Annotated in this window: 17 protein-coding genes; 9 read left to right on the top strand and 8 right to left on the bottom strand. The window is 52.8% G+C overall.

Annotated elements, in window-relative coordinates:
• Positions 1-71 precede the first annotated feature (71 nt).
• Positions 72-281 (top strand): cold-shock protein, encoded by a 210-nt coding sequence (locus K355_RS0116820; RefSeq protein WP_008892034.1) that lies wholly within the window; start codon positions 72-74, stop codon positions 279-281.
• Between the two features lie 86 nt (positions 282-367).
• On the opposite strand, the gene K355_RS0116815 is transcribed toward K355_RS0116820, so the two are convergent.
• A complete protein-coding gene (locus K355_RS0116815; protein ID WP_028791690.1) occupies positions 368-1,045 on the bottom strand; it encodes a FadR/GntR family transcriptional regulator in 678 nt (225 codons plus the stop codon).
• Positions 1,046-1,245: 200 nt separating this feature from the next.
• Here K355_RS0116815 and K355_RS0116810 point away from each other — a divergent pair, with 200 nt between their 5' ends.
• The 6 genes from K355_RS0116810 to K355_RS0116785 all read left to right on the top strand — a co-directional run bounded on the left by K355_RS0116810 (position 1,246) and on the right by K355_RS0116785 (position 5,969).
• Positions 1,246-2,028 carry a transporter substrate-binding domain-containing protein gene (locus K355_RS0116810; RefSeq protein WP_022733321.1) on the top strand — a complete coding sequence of 261 codons (783 nt, stop codon included), beginning with the start codon at positions 1,246-1,248 and terminating at the stop codon, positions 2,026-2,028.
• A gap of 36 nt (positions 2,029-2,064) precedes the next feature.
• Positions 2,065-2,736, top strand: a complete 672-nt coding sequence (locus K355_RS0116805) for an amino acid ABC transporter permease (protein ID WP_022733320.1) — start codon at positions 2,065-2,067, stop codon at positions 2,734-2,736.
• On the top strand, positions 2,729-3,382 hold the full coding sequence (locus tag K355_RS0116800) for an amino acid ABC transporter permease (protein WP_022733319.1): 654 nt from the start codon (positions 2,729-2,731) through the stop codon (positions 3,380-3,382). The genes K355_RS0116805 and K355_RS0116800 overlap by 8 nt, the downstream gene beginning before the upstream one ends.
• Entirely contained in the window at positions 3,369-4,097 is a 729-nt protein-coding gene (locus K355_RS0116795) for an amino acid ABC transporter ATP-binding protein (protein WP_022733318.1), read from the top strand. Before K355_RS0116800 ends, K355_RS0116795 begins: the two co-directional genes overlap by 14 nt.
• Positions 4,098-4,212: 115 nt before the next feature.
• Entirely contained in the window at positions 4,213-5,451 is a 1,239-nt protein-coding gene (locus tag K355_RS0116790; RefSeq protein ID WP_022733317.1) for an MFS transporter, read from the top strand.
• A gap of 44 nt (positions 5,452-5,495) precedes the next feature.
• Positions 5,496-5,969, top strand: coding sequence for a YaiI/YqxD family protein (locus K355_RS0116785; RefSeq protein WP_022733316.1), 474 nt, complete (start codon positions 5,496-5,498; stop codon positions 5,967-5,969).
• A gap of 172 nt (positions 5,970-6,141) precedes the next feature.
• On the opposite strand, the gene K355_RS0116780 is transcribed toward K355_RS0116785, so the two are convergent.
• From K355_RS0116780 to K355_RS0116755, 6 genes are all read right to left on the bottom strand, one after another.
• The gene (locus K355_RS0116780; protein WP_022733315.1) at positions 6,142-7,599 is read right to left on the bottom strand and encodes an aldehyde dehydrogenase; all 1,458 of its coding nucleotides are present in this window, start codon (positions 7,597-7,599) and stop codon (positions 6,142-6,144) included.
• 54 nt (positions 7,600-7,653) lie between these two features.
• Entirely contained in the window at positions 7,654-8,370 is a 717-nt protein-coding gene (locus K355_RS0116775; RefSeq protein WP_022733314.1) for an ABC transporter ATP-binding protein, read from the bottom strand.
• On the bottom strand, positions 8,363-9,097 hold the full coding sequence (locus K355_RS0116770) for an ABC transporter ATP-binding protein (protein ID WP_028791688.1): 735 nt from the start codon (positions 9,095-9,097) through the stop codon (positions 8,363-8,365). The genes K355_RS0116775 and K355_RS0116770 overlap by 8 nt, the downstream gene beginning before the upstream one ends.
• Positions 9,094-10,065, bottom strand: coding sequence for a branched-chain amino acid ABC transporter permease (locus tag K355_RS24260; RefSeq protein WP_051146019.1), 972 nt, complete (start codon positions 10,063-10,065; stop codon positions 9,094-9,096). The genes K355_RS0116770 and K355_RS24260 overlap by 4 nt, the downstream gene beginning before the upstream one ends.
• A complete protein-coding gene (locus tag K355_RS0116760) occupies positions 10,062-10,934 on the bottom strand; it encodes a branched-chain amino acid ABC transporter permease (protein WP_022733313.1) in 873 nt (290 codons plus the stop codon). Before K355_RS0116760 ends, K355_RS24260 begins: the two co-directional genes overlap by 4 nt.
• 83 nt (positions 10,935-11,017) lie before the next feature.
• Positions 11,018-12,235, bottom strand: coding sequence for an amino acid ABC transporter substrate-binding protein (locus K355_RS0116755; RefSeq protein WP_022733312.1), 1,218 nt, complete (start codon positions 12,233-12,235; stop codon positions 11,018-11,020).
• A 317-nt stretch (positions 12,236-12,552) separates the two neighbouring features.
• Here K355_RS0116755 and K355_RS24255 point away from each other — a divergent pair, with 317 nt between their 5' ends.
• Both K355_RS24255 and K355_RS24250 read left to right on the top strand, forming a co-directional pair.
• Positions 12,553-13,527, top strand: coding sequence for a helix-turn-helix domain-containing protein (locus tag K355_RS24255; protein ID WP_022733310.1), 975 nt, complete (start codon positions 12,553-12,555; stop codon positions 13,525-13,527).
• A 148-nt stretch (positions 13,528-13,675) separates the two neighbouring features.
• Positions 13,676-14,497, top strand: a complete 822-nt coding sequence (locus K355_RS24250; protein ID WP_022733309.1) for a DUF3750 domain-containing protein — start codon at positions 13,676-13,678, stop codon at positions 14,495-14,497.
• A gap of 86 nt (positions 14,498-14,583) precedes the next feature.
• Here K355_RS24250 and K355_RS0116735 read toward each other — a convergent pair whose 3' ends face one another.
• Positions 14,584-15,093, bottom strand: a complete 510-nt coding sequence (locus K355_RS0116735) for a TspO/MBR family protein (protein WP_022733308.1) — start codon at positions 15,091-15,093, stop codon at positions 14,584-14,586.
• Between the last annotated feature and the right edge of the window lie 158 nt (positions 15,094-15,251).

Raw genomic sequence — 15,251 nt, 5'->3', positions numbered from 1 at the left:
CGAACAAAGATAGGCGCACCCAAGCGGGGTGTGTCAAAACGCCAATCAATACTCGATAAGGAGATTTAAAGATGGCAACAGGTACCGTTAAATGGTTCAACGCAACTAAAGGTTTTGGTTTCATTCAGCCGGACGAAGGCGGAAATGACGTATTCCTGCACATCAGCGCCGTTGAACGCGCTGGTATGGGTCACCCGCAGGAAGGCGACAAAATCAATTACGAACTGCGTACCGACTCACGTTCGGGCCGCGTTTCGGCTGACGACCTGACGGCTGCTTAATTCGGCTTGCCATTCCTTGTGAATGGCACCGTGTTAAACGAAGTTAAGTGAAACCCCCATCCGGGAAACCGGGTGGGGGTTTTGCTTTAGGGGCGTAAAAAAGCGATCTGTGCTCTGGTCGCAGCACTTAATACATGAAAGTGCATGGCATCGCGCGCGCCGGAAGGATTGTGTTCACGAACAAAACGCAAAACCTGTTCGTGTTCCGATAAAGGGGCTGCAATGGCGGTCGCGTTGGCGAAAGGCAGCATCTGGTTTTCGTGAATGATGTGTGCGGCTGGATGCATGGCGTCGGCAAACATCGGGTTGCCCGATGCGGCCAGAAGAATTTCGTGAAATTCCGTATCGGCGGTGGCCGCCGCAATCAGGTCATCGCCATCAAGCGCATCGCGCATATCGCTGATGCTGTCTTGTAGCGCTGCCAGATGTTCGTTGGTGTGCATTTGGGCGGCAAGGCCTGCGACATAGGGTTCGATAGCTAGCCTGAACTGATAGACCTGTGCTGCCTGCTGGTTGCGGTGCTGATCAAGCGGGATGTGGGTTTTGCGGTCGGCGACGAAGACGCCTTTGCCTGCATGGGTGTGAACCATGCCCAGAGCTTCGAGTGTGGCAAGTGCCTCGCGCAGGCTGGTGCGGCTAATGCCAAGCTCGGCGGCAAGGCTGCGCTGGGCGGGCAGGGCCTCACCTGCCTTTAACTCCCGACGTTTGATCAGGTTTCGAATGTCTCGTGCGGCCCGTTCTGGCGCTGTTTCACTGCGTTTCATCTGCATCCCTGTATCTGGTCAGACCAGTTGAGTGTTTTTCTCTGTTCTAAAACTCCTGATTTTCCGATGAATAATTGTTTATGGAAGCTGAGTTTATGCTGAAGAACAAAATATTCATAGACATTAGATGAATAAATATGCAGTTTTATATTTAGGTTAAAAAATATGCAAAATTCTCATGGCAAAACGGGTAGAGGCAAATGAAACAGTTTTTGAAAGTGGCGGTCACTGCGGCCGCGATATTGACAGCTCCTTTGGGTGTCGCTTGGGCAGGGGCGCTTGATAGCATTGCAGAGGCGGGTGTTTTAAAAGTTGCCGTTCCGCAGGATTTCCCGCCATTTGGGACCGTTGGCACAGACATGCAGCCAAAAGGTTATGACATCGATATGGCGGCACTGATTGCCGAGAATCTTGGTGTGGAGTTGGAGCTTGTCCCGGTCGCATCAAGCAACCGTATTCCGTATCTGACCACCGGCAAGGTGGATCTGGTGATTTCCAGCCTTGGCAAAAACCCGGACCGCGAAAAGGTCATTGATTTTAGTGACCCATATGCACCGTTCTATAATGGTGTTTTTGGTCCAGCAGATTTTTCAGTCGAGAAGGCTGAGGACCTTTCGGGAATGTCAGTCGGTGTGACCCGTGGTGCGATTGAAGATCTTGAACTTTCGAAAATTGCGCCGTCGGATGTTAATATCAAACGTTACGAAGATAACAACGGCACGATTTCGGCATTCCTTTCGGGGCAGGTTGATCTGATTGCCACGGGGAATGTGACGGCGGCTGCAATCATTGAACGTGATCCGCCGCGTAAGCCAGAGCCGAAATTCCTGATCAAAAATTCTCCTTGCTATGTCGGCTTGAACAAAGACGAAGCCGCCTTCAAGGAAAAGATCAATGACATCATTGCCGCATCAATTGCGGATGGCAGCCTCAATGAGATTGCTGTCAAATGGCTTGGTATTCCGCTGCCGGAAGAGCTGTAATCATTTTGAACTGACTTAGGGGGTCGTTGCTGATCAATGGCATATAAATTCGACTTTGGCGCCATCGTGCCGCATTGGGAATTGCTGTTGGATGGGGTCATTCTAACTACCGAGCTGACAGTTATCGGGGCAGTGGTTGGCGTTGGGCTGGGCATCATGGGGGCGTGGGCGCGTGCGTCACGCACCCCGGTGATCAGCCAAATTGTCGGCGTTTATGTTGAGTTGATCCGCAACACCCCGTTTCTGATCCAATTGTTCTTTATCTTTTTTGGTCTTCCTGCGTTGGGCGTCAAGCTGACGGAGTTGCAGGCCGCTGTATTGGCGATGATTGTCAATCTCGGTGCCTATTCGACCGAGATTGTCCGCGCGGGTATTCAGGCTGTGCCGCATGGTCAAATCGAAGCCGCGCAAAGTCTTGCGATGAGCCGCCTGCAGATTTTCCGGTATGTGATCATCCTGCCTGCCCTTCAGAAAATCTGGCCGGCCCTTTCCAGTCAGATCGTGATCGTCATGTTGGGGTCTTCTGTTTGTTCGCAGATTGCCGCTGAAGAACTGACATTTGGGGCGAACTATATTCAGGCTCTTAATTTTCGTGCGTTCGAAGTTTATTTCATCGTGACCGGTATTTATCTGGTGATGTCGATCCTGCTTCGGATGGTGCTGAAGGTTCTTGGCAACTATCTGTTTGAACGGCGGCGGCATGTCTGAATTTTCAAATTGGGATATCATTTATAATCTTTTGATGGCTGCGCGCTGGACAGTGTTGCTATCCCTGACTGCTTTTGTTCTGGGTGGTTTGGTTGGCCTGTTACTCTTAATGGCCCGCACAGCAGGAGGCGCATGGGTAAAGGGGCTTGTTCGCTGTTATGTCGAATTGTTTCAAGGCACGCCGCTTTTGATGCAGCTGTTCATTGTTTTCTTCGGGTTGCCGCTTATTGGGCTGGATATATCCCCCTGGATGGCGGCGATGCTTGGGTTAACATTGTTCACAAGCGCATTCCTGACCGAAATCTGGCGTGGGTGTGTCGAGGCTATTGGTAAGGGGCAGTGGGAAGCATCGACCAGCCTTGGCATGAAGTTTACTCAGCAAATGCGCTACATTATTTTGCCGCAGGCCATGCGCATTGCGGTTCCCCCGACTGTCGGGTTCTCAGTGCAGGTGGTTAAGGGAACGGCGGTTGCATCAATCATTGGCTTTGTCGAACTGACTAAGGCGGGCACCATGATTACCAATGCGACTTACGCACCTTTCACCGTGTATGGCTTTGTCGCTGTAATGTATTTTTTGATTTGTTATCCGCTGTCACTTTTTGCCGGTTACCTCGAAGGGAAGTTTCGTCATGTCGCTCGTTGAATTACATGCCATCCATAAAAGTTTTGGCGAGCTACAAGTCCTTAAGGGGATCAACCTTTCAATTGATGAGGGGCAGGTGATCGCGCTGATTGGCAAAAGCGGATCTGGCAAAAGCACGCTTTTGCGGACGATCAATGGGCTTGAAGTCATTGATGATGGTGCCATCATAGTTGACGGCAAGAAAATCAGTGATCGCGATGCCGATCTTCTGGGATTGCGTCTGCAGGTCGGCATGGTGTTTCAGCAGTTCAATCTTTTCCCGCATTATACCGCGCTTGAAAACGTGATGCTGTCGCCACAGGTGGTCAAAAAGCAATCGAAGGCCGATGCCAGGAAAGTCGCAGAAGAAATGCTGATCAAGGTCGGTTTGGCCGACAAGATGATGCATTACCCGGACCAGCTTTCGGGTGGGCAACAGCAACGCGTAGCCATCGCACGGGCACTTGCCATGAAGCCCAAGGTTCTTTTGTGTGACGAGGTTACATCCGCACTTGATCCCGAACTGGTTAACGAGGTGCTGGCGGTCGTGCGGCAACTGGCAGAAGAGGGCATGACTCTTGTCATGGTGACCCACGAAATGCGCTTTGCGCGTGAAGTGTGTGACAAGCTTGTCTTTATGCATCAGGGCCGCATTCACGAAACCGGCGACCCGGAAGAAGTCTTTGCCAGTCCTAAAACGCCGGAACTTTCGAGCTTTGTTGGTGGATTGGCCTAAGTTCGACTGTTCCAGTTTTGTGACATTTTCCCTATAGTACTGTGATTTTGTTCACAATTTTAAGTTGAGGCGATAAAAACATCCCGTAACGCAACAAAAGGCGAGGGGATGTGGGATGCGCGACCATATTACAGATGATAATAGCATGGATGGGCGGCAGCCTGTGTCGAGTGTCATTGCGCTTTTGGATCGTTATCCTTTCCTTGTTCTGGCATTGCTGCTTGTCGGGGCCTTCGCATCATCAAGTGCTGCACCCTTAGCGGGTCTTTATGTCGTTGAAGGTCTGGGCGAGCCACCATGGAAAATCAGCATGGTGGCGATTGTGCAGGTTTGTATCACCCTTCTGACCAACCGGGCATTTGGTCGGGCGATTGATCGCGGGGTGCCGGTTAAGCTGTTATTGATCACCAGCATCCTGTGTTTTGCCAGCGGGATGATGATCCTTGGGGCTGTTCAGGTTTACTGGGTTTATCTGTGTATCGTGTCGATCCTGCTTGGGGTGGGATCGGGCGCACTTTCGGTCATGTATTCCTTTGGCCGACTGTTTGCCGAACAGACCAACCGCGACATTGCCAAGTTTAACGGATTTCTGCGCATGCAGACCTCGCTTGGCTGGATGGTTGGACCGGCGGCCTCGCTATCGGTGTTTGGCGCATTTGGTTTTGCGCCAACATATTATGCCATCGCAACGGTGGCAGCTGTCTGGTTTGCGGTCTGTCTTTTGATCGTGCCTGCGGCATTTAAAACCCATCATCCGGGCCGGTTAAAGCCGGGTGAAAAGGTGCCTTTTAACGTTGGTTTGATCATGGCCTGTATCCCGGTTTTCTTCATTGGGGCGGCGAACGTTGTGTTTGTGTCGGCCATGCCACTTTATTTTTCAACGGAACTTGGCCTTGTTGCGTCGGCGGCAGGCTTTGCCCTGACCGTCAAATGCTTTGTCGAAGTGGTGGTGATTTACTTCTGTGCATCTCTGATCCGCAAGGTGGGCGAGCGCAAAGGAATGCTGATCGCAGCGGTTCTGGCCTCGATATTCTTTGGCTTGATCTATCAGGCAAGTAGCCTGCGTGAAGTTCTGGTTCTTGGTGCGCTTGATGGCATGTACTATGGGATTTTTGCTGGGATCAGCATGACGTTTGTGCAGAACTTCGCCCCCGAGCAACCCGGTGTTGCCACTAGCTATTATGTCAGCACCCTTTTTGTTGGCGGGCTGATTGGCAATCTTTTGACGGGTCTTGTGGCAAGCGCCTATGACTTCCAAAGTACAGTCTTGGTTGCAGGTGGCTTTGCGCTGATGGGCGGTGCTGTTTTGCTGATGATGGGCAATCCGGATCGCAAAGAATCCGCAAACGCCTAAACCTGATGTCTTGACTTTGGTCGCGGTCTGCGGATGATCGCGCCATGACCGACAGTAATGAAAAGACCCGCCCGCGTTTGTTTGTTGATGCCGATGCCTGTCCGGTAAAGGCCGAATGCGAACGTGTGGCTGAACGCCACCGGATCGAGATGATTGTGGTATCGAACGGTGGCATCCGTCCATCACGCAATCCATTGATCCGAAATGTGATTGTGCCGCCCGAACCCGATGCGGCCGATGACTGGATCGCCGAGAACGCCCATGCGGGTGATGTGATTGTCACCAGTGATATTCCGCTGGCATCGCGCGGGCTTGAAATTGGGGCGCGGGTTCTTAAAGCCAACGGGCAGGAATTCACCGAAGCCAATATTGGCAATGCACTTGCCGGGCGCGAAATTGCCGCCCATATGCGCGAAGTCACGGGTGAGCAGGGGCGCAATGCGGCCTTTACCCAGAAAGACAGATCAAAGTTTTCCAGCGCACTTGAAGTCATGATGCAAGCCGTTTTGCGCGGTTAACTCCCCCTTAAAAGCTGCGGGTCGCCCAAGCACTTGGCATTGGGCGGCCCGCACACAGGTCCTGATTTGTAAGGGAACTCAGTACAAATCAGGCTTCCCCCCCCCTGCGCAACTGAATATGCAACGAGCCCGCCGGGCGAAGGTTCCGCCCGACGAGTTTGGTTTTACCGGTTTAGAACGGGTAGTGGCGTTTGCCACTTTGGATCGTGATCCAGCGCATTTCGGTGAATTCATCAATTGATGCCCTTGATCCGAAACGGCCATACCCCGAAGATTTGACACCACCAAATGGCATCTGGGCTTCGTCCTGAACGGTCGGGCTATTGATGTGGCAAATGCCGCTTTCGATGCGTTTGGCGACGTTCATCGCGCGCGGAATATTGGTCGAAAATACAGCAGATGACAGGCCATATTCGCTATCATTGGCAATGCGAACTGCTTCGTCTTCGTTACCCGCACGAATGACGACACAGATCGGGCCAAAGCTTTCTTCGGAATAGATCTTCATTGCTGGCGTCACATGATCCAGAAGGGTGGCATCCATCAGCACACCGTCTTTGGCCTTGCCTGAACCCGCAACCAGTTTGGCACCTTTCGATACGGCGTCTTCAACCAGTTCTTCGATGCGCTTGACCGCCTCGACACTGACCACACCGCCAAGGATGCTTTCAGCCTTGGCGGGGTCACCAGCGGTGAGCGTCTTTGCCTTGGCTGCCAGTTTGGCGACAAAGTCATCGGCAACCGCATTGTCGACAATCAGACGTTCGGTCGACATGCAAATCTGGCCCTGGTTCATATAGGCGCCAAAGGCGGCACCATTGACCGCTTCGTCAAGGTCAGCATCGTCAAGGACAAGGAACGGCGCCTTACCGCCAAGCTCAAGCAGAACCGGTTTAAGGTGTTCAGCGCCGAGCTTGGCGATGATGCGCCCAACACGGGTTGAACCGGTAAAGTTGATGCGACGGACTGCCGGATGGGCAATCAGGGCTTCGACGATTTCCGGAGCATCTTCGGGGGCATTGGTCACGACGTTAACAACACCGGCCGGTGCACCCGCTTCGACAAGGCACTGCCCGATGAGGTGATGCAGGGCGGGGCAAAGTTCAGACGCCTTAAGGATCACGGTATTGCCGCATGCCAACGGCATGGCAATCGCGCGTGTACCCAGAATAACCGGAGCATTCCACGGGGCAATCCCCAGCACCACGCCAACCGGCTGACGGATGCCCATGGCCATCAGGCCAGGCGTGTCGGACGGGATCAAATCACCCTGAATTTGGGTGGTCATGCCACCGGCTTCGCGGAGCATATTGGCCGCCAGATGGGCGTTAAATCCACCCCACATGCGTGTGCTGCCGGTTTCATCAAGAACCATCTGGCCAAATTCATCGCCCTTGGCTTCCATGATGTCGGCGGCCTTGAGCAGAATTTTACGGCGCGCACCGGGGCCCATTTTTGACCATTCAGGGAAGGCTGCTGCGGCGGCATCGGCAGCCTTGCGGGCATCAGCGGCATTGGCTGCGGCCGCAACCGTTGCGGTTTGCCCGGTGACGGGATTTTTGCGTTCGAACGTACGGTTGTTCGATGCAGTGACGTCTTCGTTGTTGATCAACAGTTTGACATCATTCATGGCGTTACTCCTGACTTTCTCATGTTCTGCTGTGTGGTGACGAAAGGCGGCTGATTAGGCCGCCCCAAGACCCAGAAAGGCCTTTTGCACAGCAGGGTCCGATTGCAGGGCCTTGGCAGTATCCTGCCCGGTGATGGCCCCGTTCTTGATCAGATATCCCCGATCAGAGATTGCAAGGGACTGGTGTGCGTTCTGTTCGACCAGAAGAACACCAACCCCGGTTTTACGAATGGCGGCAAGGGCCTTGAACAAATCGCCGGTCATGATTGGCGATAAACCAAGCGATGGTTCGTCAAGCAAAAGCACGTCCGGGTTGGACATTAACGCCCGCCCGATGGCGACCATTTGCTGTTCCCCGCCGCTCATGGTGCGCGCGGCCTGTCCAAGACGTTCGGACAGTTTGGGAAACAAATCGATGACGCGTTCAAGGTTTTGCTTTTCAGCGGCACGGGCGCGTTTGGCAAAAGCACCGAGTTCAAGGTTTTCACGCACGGTCAACTCGCCGAATATACCGCGACCTTCGGGCACCAGTGCCAGCCCCGCCTCGACGATCTTATGCGCGCTCAGGTCGGTTAAATCAGTGCCTGCAAGGCTGATGCGGGTGTCATCATGGGTTGTAACCAATCCGGCACAGGCTTTTAAAAGGCTGCTTTTGCCTGCCCCATTGGCCCCAAGCATGACAACGATTTCACCGCGATCAATTGTAAGTGAAATATCACGAAGAGCGGTGTGCTTGCCATATGACACAGACAGGTTTTTAATCTCAAGCATGGCTATCTCCCAGATAGGCGCGGATAACTTCCCCGTCAGATAGCACCGCGTCGGGACTGCCATCGGCGATTTTGGCCCCGGCATTCATCACGACACAACGGTCGCACAGGCTTCTGATGGCATCCATGACATGTTCGACCATGATGATGGTAAGTCCTTCGTGTTTGAGCTTACGCACCAAGGTAATGCCGTCCTGAAGTTCGGATGGGTTTAACCCCGCCAGCCATTCATCAAGCAATAACAGCTTGGGCTGCAAGGCCAAGGCACGGCCTAGTTCAAGGCGCTTTTGATCAATATAAGTCAAATCTCCCGCCGGAGTATGGGCATGCTTTTCAAGGCCGATCCGTTCAAGCAATTCATAGGCGGCTGTGTGGGCATCATGTCCCCAAAGCGGTTTGGTGCGGTAAGCAAGGCCCGCTTCGATGTTTTCGATACAGTCAAGATCGGGCAGGATGCGCACCAACTGGAATGTGCGGGCAATTCCGGCATGGCTGATTTTATGGGCAGGCAGGTTGGTGATGTCCTTGCCATCCAGAACGACTTTGCCGTCATTGGGTGAAAGCGCACCGGAAATCAGGTTTATCACCGTAGTTTTGCCCGATCCGTTGGGGCCAAGCAGACCGATAATTTCGCCTTCACAGATATCAAATTGCATTTGATTGACAGCGATTAGACCGCCAAATGCCTTATGCAGACCGGAAATCGACAAAAGAACGTGCGATGTCATGCTGGTGTCTCCCCGGACTTGGTGCTGTTTGGGGTGTGTGAGCGTTTCTTGGGGGGGCGGTACTTTTCATACAGCCCGATAACGCCATTTGGCAGAAGATAAACAATCACCATAAAGACACAGCCCAGAAGAATGCTGAAATGGTTGGGGAAGTTTGCGGTAAGGACCTCAAACAACAGGGTCAGTGGAATGACCCCCAAAAGCGGGCCCAGCAAACGACGCGGTCCCCCCAGAAGCGCCATGATCACGACCTGAAACGAAAGCATTGGATTAAACGCAATCACCGGATCAATATAGGTCCAGCGTGGCGCCATGATGGCACCGGTCAATGTCATGAACAGGGCAGACAGGACAAACAGGGCGATCTTGATACGGGTGACATCAATACCGCAATGTTTGGCGACGGTTTCGTCCTCGCCAATGATGCGAAGCGCAAAGCCAAGCCGCGACCGGCCAAGGATAAATCCAGTCAACAGCAGGACGGCGAACAGGGCAAGAAGTTGCCAGTAAATGTCATTCTGGGTGATATCAAGAAAGACATAGCGGCCCATTTCACGGGTGACATTGACCTCGTGCCAGCTGACAACCTGACGGACCAGTTCGGTCAGGCCAAAGGTGAAGATCACGAAATAAACCCCGGCCAGACGGAGGGTTGAAAATCCGACCAGAAGGGCAATCACGGTCCCGACAAGACCAGCACAGACCAGAACAAGTGCAAAGGGCATTAGTTCGCCCAAAACGGCAACGGTATAAGCGCCAATGCCAAAGAACACCACGGTCGCAAGTGAGATATAGCGCGTCGGGCCTGAAAACATCGACCATGCGGTGGCAAGGACGGCAAAGCTCGCGACACTGATGGCAAGCGACATATAGTAGTTGTCGACCAGTGATGGCAAAAAGGCCAGGGCAGCAAAGATCACGGCACCAATGGCAATCGGTTTGAGGGTGTCGGCTGTAAGGATGCTCATGATGAAGACCTCCCGAACAGGCCGGATGGTTTGATCAAAAGAACCAAAAGGAAGATCACATAGGTTATGGCAATCGTGAGGCCTGGGTCGACATAGGTTGCGACCAGACTTTCGGCAACGCCAAGGATCAGTCCGGCAACCAGTGCGCCCAGCATGTTGCCAACCCCGCCCATGATGACAACGATCAGAGCCTTCATGGTAAATACAACCCCCATCGAGGTAGAGAATGTCAGAAACATACTGACCAGAACGCCACCAACGGCGGCCATGGCACCACCTAGCGCAAAGGCGAAACAGGATGCGAAATTGACATCAATGGCGACAAGCCGTGCCGATGTCGGATCAACTGCAACAGCGCGTAGGGCCGTGCCGATGCGTGTTCGCGTCAGAACAAGATAAAAACCAAGCCCGATAACAACCGCAAACCCCAACGCGACAAGACGGTTGGCCGCAATGGCAGCGCCAAACACATCAACCGCGTTATTCATGAAGTCATAGCTGTAATAATTGCCACCAAACCAGACCAGCAATATACCCTGTACGATAAACAGCAGGCCAAAGGTGGCAAGGATGCTGTCGACTTCCAGCATGCCGCGGTTTTTCGCACGCGCGACCAGCGGGGTCAGCAGGATGCGGTAAATAATCCAGTTAAGCGCAAAGCTGGCCGGAATGATGATCAAAAGACCGACAATGGGGTTAATGCCAAGCGTGGTCATCAGGATATAGGCGACAAAGGATGCAACGATCACGAGTTCCCCATAGGCGAGGTTCATGATCCGCGATACCCCGTATTGCAGGGTCAGTCCCATGGCGACAAGCGCATACATGCCGCCAAGGGTGATTCCCGAAAAAACTGCGTAGCTAAACATTTATTTCTTCCAAGTGGCGTGCCGAGGTTCGCCTGCGATCAATAAGATGCGGGGCAACCTCGACATGTCCAAGTTGGGGGCGCTTATTGCGCGCCGTTCCAGTCAGGTTTCGGGAAGACAAGGTCCTGTGCGCCTTCCATGCTGGTCGGGGCAATACCGACAAATTTGCCATCCTGCCACTGGCCAACCTGCCAGAAGTTCTGATCACCCGGTTTATAGGTGCCAAGAATGGTGTCAAATCCGCCTTTGGCCAGTTCGGCATTTACTGCTTCACGCTCGGTGGAACCGGCACGTTCGATGGCTTGTTGCAGCGATTGAAGCGATGCCCAGTTGACGATAGATGCCCAACGATCCGGTTCACGCCCGGCAAACGCAACGTGGCGTTCGATATAATCGGCAATCTTGGGATCGTTCTCACTGGCCCCACCAAGGCTGATAACGCCCTGTGCATCATCGCCGAACCGGTTTTTATATAGCGGGAAGGCCGTACCGACACCGGCATAGAATACCTTCGGGTTGAATTTAAGAATGCGTGACTGTTCAGTCAAACCAAGGGTGCCCGGCGGATAGGAAAAGGCCACAAAAGTGTCGACACCAAGCGACTTAATTTCATTGACGATGGTTGCCAGATCCTGCGACCCCAGTGGATAGGTTTTGTCATAGACCAATTCGAAATCACGATCTTCAAGGGCCTCGCGACCGGCTTTGGACAGCTCAATGCCAAAACCGTCGGCAACGGCGATCATAGCGACCTTGTCATTGATTTTACCGTCGTCTTTCAGGCCTTTGAGGAACTCGGCCAATTCAACCGCATATTGTTCGCCGGTACCAAGCAACCAGTAAGAATTGGTCCAGCGTTTGGCAAGTTGCGGGGCCTTATCTGTTACAGCCGTCCCTGCGATATGGGCATAGCCAGCACGATCAAGGATCGGCGCAACGGCAAGGTTAATGCCCGTGCCCCATGGGGAGAGGATAAAATCAACCTTGTCCTGATTGATCAGGCGCTCAATCGCGCGCACGGCTTCCTCGGAACTCGAACGGTCATCATATTCGACAACTTCAATCGGGATTTGTTTGTCACCGACCTTAAGGCCGCCGGCATCGTTGATTTCCTTGACCCACATTTCATAGTTGGGCGTGGTGCTGGTGGCTGCCCCCGGTGCGCCAGGCCCGGTTTTCGAAATGGCATAGCCAATGCGATAGGTTTCCTGGGCGTTGGCACCAAACAGCGTCGCGGTGCTCATGAGCGCGGTGGTGGCCGCAGTCAAGGTCGCGATGCGCAGTCTTTTTGAAATCTGCATGCTTTTCCTCCTGATCTCTTTTTCAGAGACGGTTTTCCCGTTAGTGCGTTGTTTTCAGGAGAGTAGACAAAGAGATATTGCTATCTACTTTGAATTCAAAGTAGATCTCCGGCGTATCCTCCCGCCCATTAGTTCGCAGTTGCAAAGCAATGGGAACGCAAATTCGATTTGTATTTTTGTTTTTGCGGTTCTTCTGACCGTCAGACTAGTAAGCGACGGAAGCTTTCTAATGTAAAGACAGCTAAATTGACATTTTAAGACGAAAAATTGTACATTTATACATATAACTATTTGGAATATTACTGGGCGAAAATGGCATGAATAACGGTTCTACCCAATTTGCACCTGTTTCCAGTGCCGTAGAGCTGGTCGCGGCACCTTTTGCCGATCCGGTGCCGGTGACAAGTCAGGCCATGATCGACAGGTTCGATCGCAGCCTGTCCGCCCAGCAATGGATGATGAATGATCCGGGCCGTCGGGACCGGTGCTATGGCGTGTTGCTCCTGTCCGGGCGTGCGCAAATCCAATTGCGCCAAGGCACAATTGAGGCAAAAGCACCCGCATTGATCTGGTTACCACTTGGCGAGACACAGGCGGTTTCGGTCACAGCGGGGGCCGATGGGTATGTGCTATCAGTGGCAGATGATCTTGTCGCACGTTCTTGTGGAAACCCGGGTGGGGGTATCGCAGGGGCAGCGGGCGGCGGGTTGCCGCTGCGTTTTGCTGCCGATACCGTCCATGTGGTTTCCCTGACTGACGGCGACCGTGATCACGCGCTTTTAAGCAGTAGCTTTGATGCGATCAGATCCGAACTGATGCATAATGCGCTTGGGGCCAGCGTGGTGGTCGGAGCACAGCTTCAGGTTATTCTGACGATGGTGGTACGTCTTGCGCAGGGGGTGATGGAACAACGTCATCAGCATGGTCCGGGCTCCATCACCTTTCAGCGGTTTTTGCAGGTTCTGGAATTGCATTTTCGCGAGCACTGGAATGTTGCCGACTATGCCAGCACCCTTGGCATCAGTGAAAGACGACTTGGATCGGCGGTTCTGCGTGCGACCGGCAAGCCGCCACTTACGATCGTGCATGAGCGGGTCATTCGTGATGCCTGTATGCGCCTGGAACAGTCCCCGCTGGGCGTGGCGCAGATTGCATATGGTTTGGGATTTCGTGATCCAGCTTATTTTAGTCGGTTTTTCAAACGCTACATCGGGGATGCACCGGGGGCATATCGCCGGCTGCGTCGGGCCGAAGAACGGGTGCCTGACAATACCTTTGCTGCTTGGCCATAAGGTGTTTGTCGTAAAAATGTATCGGCGTCTCACAGGGTTTTGAACGGTCTTCTGTCTTGCGGTGCCATTTTTTGATCTTATTTCTCGTCTGTCATCGTACCAGTAAAGACAAAACGTAATCGCAGTTGAATTCAGACAGGATTATTTGGTGAAAAAAGGCAGAACCCTACTTCTTGGCCTTCTGGCAGTACTTGTGTTGCCGTTCGGGATCAGTTTGGCCGAAGACCCGCCGGGCGAGAAAACCAAAGAAAAATATACATGGCGCACGGCCCCGCGCCACTCATCAGGCGTGGCACCAGATCCGGTTGCCTTTAAAAATCAGGCCGTCATCATGGTTATGGCGGCCAATACATTCGGGTGGCGCGGTTATTTTGCCGTTCATCCGTGGGTGATTTTCAAACGCGCCGGTGAAACCAGCTATAGCCGCTATGACGTGGTGGGCTGGGGCGGCGGCAATGTGGTGCGCAAGAATTATGCGCTGCCTGATGGGCTTTGGTTTGGCTCCAAGCCGCAAATTCTGGTTGATCAACGCGGCGAGGCGGCCGCGCAATTGATCCCGCAGATCGAAGCCGCCATTCAAAGCTATCCGTTCCCAAGCACCTATCGCAGTTATCCGGGCCCCAACAGCAACACCTTTATTGCCCATATTGGTCGTGAAGTGCCCGATCTGGACCTTGATATGCCAGCCAATGCGATTGGCAAGGACTACCGACGGATCACAAACCCGGTGGGGATGTCATCAAGCGGTCAGGGTTTTCAGGCAAATCTTCTGGGTGTGTTTGGGTTTTCTGTCGGGTTGGAAGAAGGGATCGAACTTAATCTTCTTGGATTGAATGTCGGGATTGATTTTAACCGACCTGCCTTGCGCCTGCCTTCTATTGGCCGTCTTGGCATGGACAATGTTGCCCAACCTGAAATCGATGCTGGCGCGGAGACAGCTGAGGCTGACGGGACGAAGGTCGTGCAATAATTGCGATCATGCGTGGACAGAAAAAAGCCCGTAGGCCGAAAGGTGCTACGGGCTTTTCTGTGTGCGCTGTTAAGTGGATTGGAATGTCAGGTATTTAGAAAGTAAATCGATCCGTTCAAAAGCATGGCAAAGCTGACCCAGAGTGCATAGGGCACCATAAGTATTCCGGCCAACCGATCTATTTTCCAAAATATCACAGCGTTAATAATGATCAGGATAAAAAGTGGAATGATGTCAATCAGGCCAAGAAAAGGGGATTGAGCCCCAAAGAACAGGAATGACCAGGCAAGGTTCAGCAAAAGCTGAGCGCCGTAAATCCCAAAGGCGACCTTGGCATTCGCAATACCGCCTTTAAGCCATACCCGCCAGCCACTAAAGGCAATCATGAAATAGATAACTGTCCAGACCGGGGCAAACAGCCAATTGGGCGGGTTGAAAAGCGGCTTTTCAAGTGTCGTGTACCAGCCTTGCACGCTGGTTGCCGTTGCCGCACCACCCGCAGCGGAAATGATCAGGCACAGCACCATAAATGCAATCAGGGCAAAGATTCTACTGTGTTGATTTGGGGCAAAGCCCGACGGGTCCGATTGGGGCATTTGTCTTCCTGATTGTATTTTGTACGGCGTTGCTGTCTATGGTGTTGTTAGGAAACACGTTTTTCTAGGTAACAGGGTAAAAATAACTTGTTGCAATACTTGTAAAGGCAGTTTTCGATCAAACATATGCACTTCAATAATAGCAACTATTTAGGGTT

Origin of the sequence: Thalassospira lucentensis MCCC 1A00383 = DSM 14000, from assembly GCF_000421265.1 — a bacterium.
GTDB classification, from domain to species: domain Bacteria; phylum Pseudomonadota; class Alphaproteobacteria; order Rhodospirillales; family Thalassospiraceae; genus Thalassospira; species Thalassospira lucentensis.
Note: the sequence above shows the minus strand (reverse complement) of the source record. Positions and strands in the feature narration are given on the sequence as shown.